This is a genomic window from Georgenia wutianyii (assembly GCF_006349365.1).
GTDB lineage: Bacteria > Actinomycetota > Actinomycetes > Actinomycetales > Actinomycetaceae > Oceanitalea > Oceanitalea wutianyii.
Genome location: NZ_CP040899.1, coordinates 2377717 through 2388946, shown reverse-complemented (window position 1 = coordinate 2388946; position 11230 = coordinate 2377717). Strand labels below are relative to the sequence as shown.

General features: G+C 75.4%; 10 protein-coding genes. All 10 read left to right on the top strand.

Going from position 1 to position 11230, the window contains the following annotated elements; genetic code table 11:
* Positions 1-6 precede the first annotated feature (6 nt).
* Genes FE251_RS10560 through FE251_RS10515 form a run of 10 tightly spaced genes read left to right on the top strand, consistent with a single transcriptional unit; the run spans position 7 to position 11228 of the window.
* Positions 7-204, top strand: coding sequence for a hypothetical protein (locus tag FE251_RS10560; protein WP_139072108.1), 198 nt, complete (start codon positions 7-9; stop codon positions 202-204).
* Between the two features lies 1 nt (position 205).
* On the top strand, positions 206-1030 hold the full coding sequence (locus FE251_RS10555) for a TlyA family RNA methyltransferase (RefSeq protein ID WP_139072109.1): 825 nt from the start codon (positions 206-208) through the stop codon (positions 1028-1030).
* Entirely contained in the window at positions 1027-1869 is an 843-nt protein-coding gene (locus FE251_RS10550) for an NAD kinase (RefSeq protein WP_139072110.1), read from the top strand. Before FE251_RS10555 ends, FE251_RS10550 begins: the two co-directional genes overlap by 4 nt.
* Positions 1866-3548, top strand: coding sequence for a DNA repair protein RecN (recN, locus tag FE251_RS10545; RefSeq protein ID WP_139948740.1), 1683 nt, complete (start codon positions 1866-1868; stop codon positions 3546-3548). The genes FE251_RS10550 and recN overlap by 4 nt, the downstream gene beginning before the upstream one ends.
* Positions 3545-4756, top strand: coding sequence for a putative cytokinetic ring protein SteA (gene steA / locus FE251_RS10540; RefSeq protein ID WP_139072112.1), 1212 nt, complete (start codon positions 3545-3547; stop codon positions 4754-4756). The genes recN and steA overlap by 4 nt, the downstream gene beginning before the upstream one ends.
* A gap of 7 nt (positions 4757-4763) precedes the next feature.
* The gene (locus FE251_RS10535) at positions 4764-5840 is read left to right on the top strand and encodes a copper transporter (protein ID WP_139948739.1); all 1077 of its coding nucleotides are present in this window, start codon (positions 4764-4766) and stop codon (positions 5838-5840) included.
* 29 nt (positions 5841-5869) lie between these two features.
* On the top strand, positions 5870-6661 hold the full coding sequence (locus FE251_RS10530; RefSeq protein WP_230976398.1) for a hypothetical protein: 792 nt from the start codon (positions 5870-5872) through the stop codon (positions 6659-6661).
* A 16-nt stretch (positions 6662-6677) separates the two neighbouring features.
* On the top strand, positions 6678-8309 hold the full coding sequence (gene murJ, locus FE251_RS10525; RefSeq protein ID WP_139072115.1) for a murein biosynthesis integral membrane protein MurJ: 1632 nt from the start codon (positions 6678-6680) through the stop codon (positions 8307-8309).
* Between the two features lie 13 nt (positions 8310-8322).
* Positions 8323-9402 carry a glycosyltransferase family 4 protein gene (locus FE251_RS10520; protein WP_139948737.1) on the top strand — a complete coding sequence of 360 codons (1080 nt, stop codon included), beginning with the start codon at positions 8323-8325 and terminating at the stop codon, positions 9400-9402.
* 14 nt (positions 9403-9416) lie between these two features.
* Positions 9417-11228 carry a CTP synthase gene (locus FE251_RS10515; protein WP_139948736.1) on the top strand — a complete coding sequence of 604 codons (1812 nt, stop codon included), beginning with the start codon at positions 9417-9419 and terminating at the stop codon, positions 11226-11228.
* The last annotated feature ends 2 nt before the right edge of the window (positions 11229-11230 follow it).

The window sequence follows — 11230 nt, the reverse complement described above, 5'->3', positions numbered from 1 at the left end:
TGACCCATGAACGACAGCACGCAGGCCGCGTCCGCGGCCCCTCGGCCCGCGCCACCGCGTCCCGGACCGGACGCGCCGCCCGCCCCCGTGCCCGAGCTCGCCGAGCTCGACACCCTCGCCGACCGTCCGCTGACCGAGCAGCTCGCCGTCCTGGACACCGTCCACCGCGCGCTCGCCGCCCAGCTCTCCTCCGCAGAGTCCTGACGTGGCGCGTCTCGTCCGGGTCGACGCCGAGCTCGTCCGCCGCGGCCTCGCCCGCTCGCGGCAGCACGCCGCCGACCTCATCGCCGCCGGCCAGGTCCTGCTCGACGGCGGGCCGGTGACCAAGCCCGCTCGCCAGGTCGACCCTGCCCAGGCGCTGCGCGTCGTCGCCCCCGCCGAGGAGGAGTACGTCTCCCGCGGCGCGCACAAGCTCGCCGGCGCGCTCGACGCGCTCGGGTCCGAGGTGCCGGTCGCCGGTCGCCGCGCCCTCGACGCCGGCGCCTCGACGGGCGGGTTCACCGACGTCCTCCTGCGCCGCGGCGCGGAGCACGTCGTCGCCGTCGACGTCGGCTACGGCCAGCTCGCCTGGTCCCTCCAGCAGGACCCGCGCGTCACCGTCCTCGACCGGACGAACGTGCGCACCCTCGACCCGGAAGCCGTGGCCCCGGCGCCCTCGCTCGTCGTCTCGGACCTCTCCTTCATCTCCCTCACCCTCGTCCTGCCGGCACTGGCGGCAGCGGCGGCGCCCGACGCCGACTTCCTCCTCATGGTCAAGCCCCAGTTCGAGGTCGGCCGCGAGGCGATCGGCAAGGGCGGGGTGGTCCGCGACCCGGCCCTGCACGCCCACGCGGTCCGCACCGTCGCCGACGCCGCGCAGGCGCTCGGCCTGCACACCTTCGCCGTCGAACCCAGCCCGCTGCCCGGTCCCAGCGGGAACGTCGAGTACTTCATAGGCTTGCGCCGTGACCCCGACCGCGCCCACCCGCCCGAGGAGCTCGACGCCGTGATCGCCTCAGCCGTCGAGCGCCGCCCTGAGGTGGCGCCGTGAGCCGCAGCGTCCTCATCGTCCAGCACGCGTGGCGCGAGCAGGCGGTGACCGCGGCGGCCGACGTCGAGCAGAGCCTGCGCGCCCTGGGCATCGAGCCCGTCCACGAGCTCACCCCGGGCGTCGACCCCGAGCTCGTCCTCGTCCTCGGTGGGGACGGCACGCTCCTGCACGCCGCCGAGCTCGTCCGGGGCCGCGACGTCCCGCTCCTCGGCGTCAACCTCGGCCACGTCGGCTTCCTCGCCGAGGCCGAGCCGGACAGCCTCGGTGAGGTCGTCCAGCGCATCGCCGACCGCGACTACACCGTCGAGGAGCGGATGACCATCGACGTCGAGGTGCAGACCCCCCAGGGGGAGGTCCACCACGGCTGGGCGATCAACGAGGCGACCATCGAGAAGGTCGACCGCTCCGGGGTCATCGAGCTCGCCCTCGGCGTCGACGGGCGCGGCCTGTCGACGTTCGGCTGCGACGGCATCGTCATCGCCACCCCCACCGGCTCGACCGCCTACGCCTTCTCCGGCGGGGGACCGGTCGTGTGGCCCGACGTCGAGGCCCTGCTCGTCGTGCCGATCGCCGCCCACGCACTGTTCTCCCGGCCGCTCGTCGCCGGGCCGCGCTCCGTGCTCTCCGTCGAGGTCCTCGAGCGCAACCTCTCCGGCGGGGACGTGTGGTGCGACGGGCGCCGTCAGCTCCCCGCGCCCGTCGGCTCGCACATCGACGTGCGCCGCGGCCGTGAGCCCGTTCGGCTCGCGCGCATCGAGCCGACCCCCTTCTCCGGGCGGCTCGTCGCGAAGTTCAACCTGCCCGTCACCGGCTGGCGCGGAGGGAGGAAGGACCCGTGATCGAGGAGATCAGCATCGAGAACGTCGGTGTCATCGCCTCCGCGCGCCTCGAGCTCGGTCCCGGCTTCACCGTCATCACGGGCGAGACCGGTGCCGGCAAGACGATGGTCCTGACCGGCCTCGACCTCCTCCTCGGCGGGCGCGGGGACCCGGCGGTCGTGCGTACCGGCACCGACCGCGCCGTCGTCGAGGGCACGTTCGTCGTCGACGAGGACGTCGCGCGGCGCGTCGAGGAGTCCGGCGGGACCCTGGACGACGACGCCCTCATCCTCGCCCGCACTCTTCCCGCCCAGGGCCGCTCACGGTCCTTCGCCGGCGGGCGCAGCGTGCCCCAGGCGTTCCTCGCCGAGCTCGCCGCCGACCTCGTCACCGTCCACGGCCAGTCCGACCAGCTGCGGTTGCGCGCCCCGGCCCGTCAGCGTGCGCTCCTCGACTCCTTCGCCCGCACCGGCGCGCTCCTCACCGACTACCGCGGGACGTGGCAGCGCCTCACCGACGCGCGCACCCGGCTGGAGGAGTGGCAGGCACGCAGCGACGAGCGCGCCGGCGAGGCTGCCCGCCTGCGTGCCGGCCTCGAGCTCCTCGAGGCCCTCGACCCGCAGCCCGGCGAGGACGACGAGCTGCGCGCCGAGGCAGAGAAGCTCGGCAACGTCGAGGAGCTGCGCGAGGCCGCGGGCCGTGCCCACGCCGCGCTGTCCGGGGCGGGGGAGGGCGCCGAGCTGGACGCCACCGTCCTCGTCGACGAGGCCCGGCGGTCGCTGGAGGTCTCCGACCCCGAGCTGTCCGCGCTCGCCGCCCGGCTCGCCGAGGTCGCCTACCTCCTGGCCGACATCGGCACCGACGTCGGTGCCTTCCTCGCCTCCCTCGAGGCCGACCCCACCCGGCTGCAGACCGTCCACGAGCGTCGCGCCGCCCTCAAGGACGCCGCGCTGCGCCTCGGCGTCGAGGGCCCCGACGCCCTCACCGAGTGGTCGGCCGCCGCGGCCGCCCGGCTCGCCGAGATCGACGGGCCCCAGGACGGCGGCGCGGCCCTGCGCGAGGAGCTGGCCTCGCTCACGGCGCGCCTCGAGGCCCTCGCCGCGGAGCTGACCGCCGCCCGCACCGAGGCGGCGGCCCGGCTCAGCGCCGCCGTCGACGCCGAGCTCGCCGGCCTCGCGATGCCCGGTGCCCACCTCGACGTCGCGCTCACGCCGCTTCCCGAGCCCGGTCCGTGGGGCGCCGAGAGCGTGGCCCTCCTCCTCCAGCCGCGCCCCGACGCCCGGCCCCGGCCGCTGGGGGACGGCGCATCCGGCGGTGAGCTCTCGCGCGTCATGCTCGCCCTCGAGGTCGCCGTCGCCGCCCCGGACACCGCCCCGGCGGTGCGCCCCACGTTCGTCTTCGACGAGGTCGACGCCGGGGTGGGCGGCAAGGCGGCGATCGAGGTGGGACGCAGGCTCGCCGGGCTCGCCCGGGTCGCGCAGGTCGTCGTCGTCACCCACCTGCCCCAGGTCGCGGCCTTCGCCGACACGCACCTGGTCGTGACGAAGTCCACGGGTGAGGCGACGGTCACCGACGTCCGGCGCGTCACCGGCGCCGAGAGGGAGCAGGAGCTGGCCCGGATGCTGTCCGGCCAGGAGGACTCCGACGTGGCACGCCGTCACGCCGCAGAGCTCCTCGATCGTGCCGTCATGGCACCATGACACGCGTGAGATCTCTCTTCGGCCGTCGCGCACGCCCCGACACCGGTCCGGGCGTGTCCGGAACCGTCCGGGTCGATGCCCGGACGAAGAACCTCACCAAGCGGCTGCAGCCGGGTGAGATCGCCGTCATCGACCACGTCGACCTCGACCGTGTCTCGGCCGAGGCGCTCGTCGCCTGCCGGCCCGCGGCCGTGCTCAACGCCGCCCGCTCGACGTCGGGGCGCTACCCCAACCTCGGCCCGGAGATCATCGTCGCCGAGGGCATCCCGCTCGTCGACGACCTCGGCAGCTCGGTGATGTCGCTGCGCGAGGGCCGCACCGTGCGCGTGGACGACGGCGGGGTGTACTCCGGCACGGTGCTCGTCGCCGAGGGCACCGAGCAGACCGAGGAGACCGTCGCGGCAGCGATGGCAGAGGCGCGCGAGGGCCTGTCGGTCCAGCTCGAGGCGTTCGCCGGCAACACGATGGACTACCTCAACCGGGAGCGTGAGCTCCTCCTCGACGGCGTCGGCGTGCCCGAGGTGCACACCCCGATCGAGGGCCGGCACGTCCTCATCGTCGTGCGCGGCTACCACTACAAGGAGGACCTGGCGATGCTGCGGTCCTACGTCCGCGAGTACCGTCCCGTCCTCATCGGCGTCGACGGCGGCGCCGACGCGATCCTCGAGGCGGGCCTGCGCCCCGACATGATCGTCGGGGACATGGACTCGGTCTCGGACAGCGCGCTGCGCTGCGGGGCGGAGATCGTCGTCCACGCGTACCGCGACGGGCGTGCTCCGGGCCTGTCCCGCGTCGAGCAGCTCGGCGTCGACCACGTCGTCTTCCCCGCCACGGGCACGAGCGAGGACGTCGCCATGCTCCTCGCCGACGACAAGGGCGCCGAGCTCATCGTCGCCGTCGGCACCCACGCCACGCTCGTGGAGTTCCTCGACAAGGGCCGGGCGGGCATGGCCTCGACGTTCCTCACCCGGCTGCGGGTGGGCTCCAAGCTCGTCGACGCCAAGGGCGTCTCCCAGCTCTACCGCACCCGCATCTCCACGTGGCAGGTCGTCTTCCTGGCCCTCGCCGGCCTGCTCGCGATCGTCGTCGCGGTGGCCACGACGGAGTTCGGGCAGACCCTGTGGCTGATCATCATGGCGCGGCTGGACGGGCTGTTCGCCGGAATCAAGGACCTGCTGGGGATAGCCCCGGCCGCGCCCATCTCGTAGGAGCACCGTGATCGACTTCCGCTACCACCTCGTCTCGCTCATCGCCGTCTTCCTCGCGCTCGCGCTCGGGATCGTGCTCGGCGCCGGACCGCTCAACGAGCCGCTGGGTGACCAGCTCACCGGTCAGGTCGAGGAGCTGCGCGAGGACCGGGACCGGCTGCGCACCGAGCTCGAGGTCAGCGAGGCCGAGGTCGAGCAGCGCGACCAGTTCATCGACGAGCTCGCCGCCGCCACCCTCGGCTCGCGCCTCGAGGGACGCGCGGTCGCCACCGTCGTCCTGCCGTCGGCCAACTCCGACGACGTCGCCGACGTCCGCCTGCGGCTCGAGCAGGCAGGCGCCACGGTCACCGGCCAGGTCCAGGTGACCGAGGAGTGGACCAACCCCGACAGCGCCGCGTTCCGCTCCAGCCTCGCCGGCCAGATCCTCGGCTACCTCGACCCGGTGCCGGCCGACGGCGCCGAGCCCGGTGTCATCCTCGGCACGGCGCTGGGTCAGGCGCTCACCCGCAGCGACGCCGAGGGCGCGCCCACCGCCGACGCCCGCACGCTCCTCGAGCTCCTCGCCGACGCCGGGCTCGTCGAGGTCGTCGACGACCCCACGCAGGCCGCCAACGCCACCGTCGTCATCGCCCCGCGCAGCGAGGAGACCGGCCCGGAGGAGAGCATGGAGCCGGCCGACCTCGAGACCCGCGAGCAGCGGCTGGCCGAGGAGGTCGAGCTCGTCCGCGGTCTCGCCGAGACCGGCGAGGGCAGCGTCGTCGCCGGCTCGGCTGCCACCGCGCTCGACCTCGTGAGCGCCATCCGCGCGGACTCCACCGCCGTGGAGACCGTGACGACCACCGACTCCGTCTCCGAGATCACCGGCCGCCTCAACGTCCCGATGGCCCTGGCCGTGGCGATCTCCGGTGAGGTCGGCCAGTTCGGTGTCGGCGCCGACGCGACCGCAGCCGTGCCGCCCGCCGTCTACCTCTCCCCGCCCGCCTCGCCGCAGCCGGAGGAGACCGCCGACGGCGCCGAGGGCAGCACCGAGGACACCGGCGGTGACGCCGGGACCACCGAGGACGAGACGGCGGACGCCGCCTGATGTCCCGGCTACGTGCTGCCCTGCTCGGCGTGACCGCCGCCGGCGCCGCGACCGCAGCGCTCGAGGCCCGGCCGCCTGGCGGCCGGGCGCGCTGGGAGCGGACCAACTACGCCGGGCGCACGGTCAGCCTGCTCGGCGGGCTCGCGCAGGCCGCCGGGGTGAGCCTCGCGCTCACCGGCGCGGGCCGGACCGGGGCCGCCGCAGCCGTCGCCGCGGGCGCCGGGGGTGCCCTCGGTGCCGTCGACGACCTCACCGAGCGCGAGGGCGACCGACACGTCAAGGGCCTGCGCGGTCACCTCACGGCGCTGGGCCACGGCCAGGTGACCACCGGGACGCTGAAGATCGCCGGCATCGGCGGCGGCGCGGCCCTCGCCGCCCTCCTCCTGCCCGCGCGCGGCCGCGGCCCGGTCACCCGGCTCGTCGACCGCGGCACCAACGCTGCGCTCATCGCCGGGTCCGCCAACCTCCTCAACCTCCTCGACCTGCGCCCCGGGCGGGCGCTCAAGGTCACCTGCCTCGCCGCGGGCGGGCTCACCCTCGCCGGTGGACCGGGCGCGCCCGTCGCCGCCACCGTCCTCGGGACGGCGGCCGCCGGGCTGCCCGACGACCTCGCCGAGCGCACGATGCTCGGCGACACCGGCGCCAACGCGCTCGGCGCGGGCCTGGGCACGGCGCTCGCCGCCCACCCCTCCCGGCTGCTGCGCGCCGGCGCGCTCGCCACCGTCGTCGGCCTCACGCTGCTCAGCGAGAAGGTGAGCTTCTCCCAGGTCATCGATCGCACGCCGGTGCTGCACGCCGTCGACAGCTGGGGCCGGCGGTGAGCGTGGTGGCCGGCCGGTGACCGAGACCCGGCCCGGTCGTCTCGGCCGCGTCCTGTCCGGGGTCGCCGGCGCCGCGGGGATGCTCGCGGCGATCACGGTGCTCTCCCGCGCCGTCGGGTTCGTCCGGTGGTTCGTCCAGTCCGCCACCCTCGGGGACTCGGCGACAGCGAACGCCTACTCGACGGCGAACATGCTGCCCAACGTCCTGTTCGAGGTGGCGGCGGGCGGGGCGCTCGCGGGCGCCGTCGTCCCGCTGCTCGCGGCGCCGCTCGCCCGGCACCTGCGCGCCGACGTCGACAAGATCTCCTCCTCGCTGCTCACCTGGACGCTCCTCGTCCTCGTCCCGCTCGGAGCGCTCGTCGCCCTGCTGGCCGGCCCGATCGTCGCGCTGCTGCCCGACTCCGTCGGCTCCGACGTCACCACCCAGCGCGAGCTCGCGACGTTCTTCCTGCGCGTCTTCGCGATCCAGATCCCGCTCTACGGCATCGGCGTCGTGCTCACCGGCATCCTCCAGGCCCAGCGGCGCTTCTTCCTCCCGGCGATCGCGCCGCTCGCGTCGAGCGTCGTCGTCATCGCCACCTACCTCCTCTTCGGGCTGCTGTCCCAGGGGCTGGCCGACGACCCCGAACGGCTCTCGAGCGCCGCCCTCGACTGGCTCGCGTGGGGCACCACCCTCGGCGTGGCCGTCATGAGCCTGCCGCTGCTCCTGCCCGTGCGGCGCAGCGGGGTGCGGCTGCGCCCGGCCCTGCGCTTCCCCGAGGGCGTCGGCCGCCGGGCACTGAGCCTCGCCGCGGCCGGGCTCGGGGCGCTGCTCGCCCAGCAGATCAGCGTCGTCGTCTTCCTCCTCCTCGCACGCGGCGGGGGAGTGGAGGGCACGATCACCATCTGGCAGTACGCGCAGGCGGTGTACTTCCTGCCCTACGCCGTGCTCGCCGTGCCCGTCGCCACGGCCGTCTTCCCGCGCCTCGCCGAGCTCGCCGGGAGCACGGACCGCCGGGCCTTCGCGACGATGGCGGTCGGCTCGACCCGGGCCGTGCTCGCCGCCTCGTTCGTCGGCGCCGGCGTGCTCGGTGCGGTCGCCCCGGGCGTCACGGCCGTCTTCTCGCTGCGCGGCCCGATGGACGGGATGACGGTCGCGGTCACCTGGCTCGCGCCCGCCGTCGTCGGCTACGCCCTCGTCTTCCACGTCTCGCGCTGCCTGTACAGCCTGGACCGCGGCCGGGCCGCGGTCGTCGCGACCGCCGCGGGCTGGCTCACGGTGAGCGTCGTCGCCGCCGTGCTCGTGTCCCTCACCGCCCCCGACGGCGGCGACGGACCCGCCACCCTCCGCTCCCTCGCGCTGGGCACCACCGCCGGGATGACGGTCGCCGGGGTCGCGCTCCTGTGGGCGCTGCGCCTGGCGCTCGGGGCCGGCACGTCGTTCGGCGGGCTGCTGCGCACCCTCGCCGTCGGGACCGTCGCGGCCGCCGCCGGGGCGCTGGTCGGCCGGCTCGTCACCGACGCCGTGCTCGGCGCCGTCGAGCCGCTCCTCCTGTCCGGCCTGCTCGCCTCCGCGGCGGGCACCCTCGCCGCAGCCGCGGTCGCCGGGCTCGCCGTCCTCGCCGCCGACCGCGGCGCGTTGCGCACGACGGCCTGGTCCGGGGCGTGACAGGGTGGGACGCATGCGGATCGTCCAGCTGACCTCCACGAGCGCGGGCGGGGTGGCCCGCCACGCTCGTCAGGTGGCCGGGCTCCTCGCCGGAGCCGGGGACCAGGTGCTGCTCGCCGGGCCCGCCGACGTCGTCGCCGACTCACCCGTGCCGACCGCCGTCGTCGACATCGCCGACCGGCCCCGGCCCAGCGACCTGGCCGCCCTGCGCCACCTGCGCCACGTGCTCGCCGGCGCGGACGTCGTCCACGCCCACGGCCTGCGCGCCGGCGCCGCCGCCGTCCTCGCCACCCGCGCGTGGCGTGACCGGCCGGCCGTCGTCGTCACCCTGCACAACCTCCCCGTCGGAGGGCCCAAGGTGCAGGCCGTCGCCGCCGTGCTCGAACGGGTCGTCGCCCGCGGCGCCGACCTCGTCCTCGGGGTGAGCGGGGACCTCGTCGCCCGCGCCACCCGGCTCGGCGCCCGGTCCGAGCGAGCGCTCGTCCCCGCGCCGGCGCGCCGCGCGCAGGGCGCCGTCGACCCCGGCGCGCGTGACGCGCTGCGCGCCGACCTCGGCCTCGCGCCGGGGGAGCGGCTCGTGCTCACCGTCGGCCGCCTCGCGCCGCAGAAGGGCCTCGGCCTGCTGTGCGACGCCGCCGCCGAGCTCGCCCGCAGCGGCGCCCCGCTGCGCTGGGTGGTCGTGGGGGACGGGCCGGGCGAAGCCGGCCTGCGCCGCCGGGTCGTGGACGAGGGCCTGCCGGTCGTCGTCGCCGGCCGCCGGGAGGACGTCCCTGCGCTGCTCGCCGCAGCCGACCTCGTCGTGTCGACCTCGACCTGGGAGGGCCAGCCGCTGGCCGTCCAGGAGGCCCTCCAGGCCGGGCGCGCCGTCGTCGCGACCGACGTCGGTGGCACCCGCGAGGTCACCGGCGACGCCGCCGTCCTCGTCGCGCCCGAGGCCGGCCCGCTCGCCGCCGCCGTCGCCCGGCTCGTCGCCGACGACGACGCCCGGGAGAAGCTCCAGCGGGCCGCACTGGCCCGCGCCGCGGAGCTGCCCACACCCGTCGACGTCCTCGCCCAGCTCCGCCGGTGCTACTCGGCGGTCCGCTCCGACTGATAAGGTGGAACTCCGTGGTCACCCTTCACCGCTCAGGCGGAGACTCAGTCCCTCGGCACATCTTCGTCACCGGCGGCGTCGCGTCGTCCCTCGGGAAGGGACTGACGGCCTCGAGCCTCGGTCAGCTTCTCCGCGCGCGCGGCCTCCGCGTGGTGATGCAGAAGCTCGATCCCTACATCAACGTCGATCCCGGCACGATGAACCCGTTCCAGCACGGTGAGGTCTTCGTCACCGAGGACGGCGCCGAGACCGATCTCGACATCGGGCACTACGAGCGCTTCCTCGACGTCAACCTCTCCGGCGCGGCCAACGCGACGACCGGCCAGGTCTACTCGACCGTCCTGGCCAAGGAGCGGCGCGGGGACTACCTCGGCGACACCGTCCAGGTCATCCCGCACATCACCGACGAGATCAAGACGCGGATGCGCGCCCAGGCCCGCCCGGCCGACGGCAGCCCCGCACCGGACGTCATCATCACCGAGATCGGCGGCACGGTCGGTGACATCGAGTCCCTGCCCTTCCTCGAGGCGGCGCGCCAGGTGCGTCATGACCTCGGCCGCGACAACGTCTTCTTCGTCCACGTCTCCCTCGTGCCCTACCTCAGCGCGAGCGGGGAGCTGAAGACCAAGCCCACCCAGCACTCGGTGTCCGAGCTGCGCAGCATCGGCATCCAGCCCGACGCCATCGTGTGCCGCACCGACCGCGAGCTGCCCGAGGGCGTCAAGGCCAAGATCGCGCTCATGTGCGACGTCGACCGCGAGGCCGTGGTCGAGTGCCGCGACGCGTCCTCGATCTACGAGATCCCCGCCGTCCTGCACCGCGAGGGCCTGGACGCCTACGTCGTGCGCCGGCTCGACGTGCCGTTCCGGGACGTCGACTGGAGCGACTGGGACGACCTGCTCCAGCGGGTGCGGCACCCGCGCGACACCGTCGAGGTCGCGCTCGTCGGCAAGTACGTCGACCTGCCCGACGCCTACCTCTCGGTCACCGAGGCCCTGCGCGCCGGCGGCTTCCACCACCGGGCGAAGGTCGTCGTCCGCTGGGTCCCCGCCGACGACTGCGCCACCCCGGAGGGGGCGCGCCGCGCCCTGCAGGACGTCGACGCCGTCCTCGTCCCCGGCGGCTTCGGCGTGCGCGGCATCGAGGGCAAGCTCGGCGCGCTGCGGTACGCCCGCGAGAACGAGGTGCCGACCCTCGGCATCTGCCTGGGCCTGCAGTGCATGGTCGTCGAGTACGCCCGCAACGTCCTGGGGCTGAGCGAGGCGTCCTCCACCGAGTTCGACCCCGGCACCCCCGACCCGGTCGTCGCGACGATGGCCGAGCAGGTCGACTTCGTCGAGGGCGCCGGTGGCGACATGGGCGGCACGATGCGCCTGGGCAGCTACGAGGCGGTCCTGGAGGAGGGCTCGCTCGTCGCCGAGGTGTACGGCGCCACCCGGGTCTCCGAGCGCCACCGCCACCGCTACGAGGTGAACAACGCCTACCGCGAGGCGCTCACCGAGGCCGGGCTGCACATCTCGGGCCGGTCCCCGGACTCCTCCCTGGTGGAGTTCGTCGAGCTCGACCGCGCGAAGCACCCCTACTACGTCGCCACCCAGGCCCACCCGGAGTTCAAGTCCCGCCCGACCTCCGCCCACCCGCTGTTCCACGGGCTCATCGGTGCGGCGCTCGAGCGCCAGCGCGCCGGGCGGCTGCTCGAGGTCGAGGGGGAGTCCGCGCCGGCCGACGCCCCGTCCACCGACGAGCCGGAGCACGCCCGCACCACCGACCTCGTCGAGGAGACCGCGGCGCAGGTGGCGTCCGGCTCCCGCGAGGCGCAGGTGTGAGC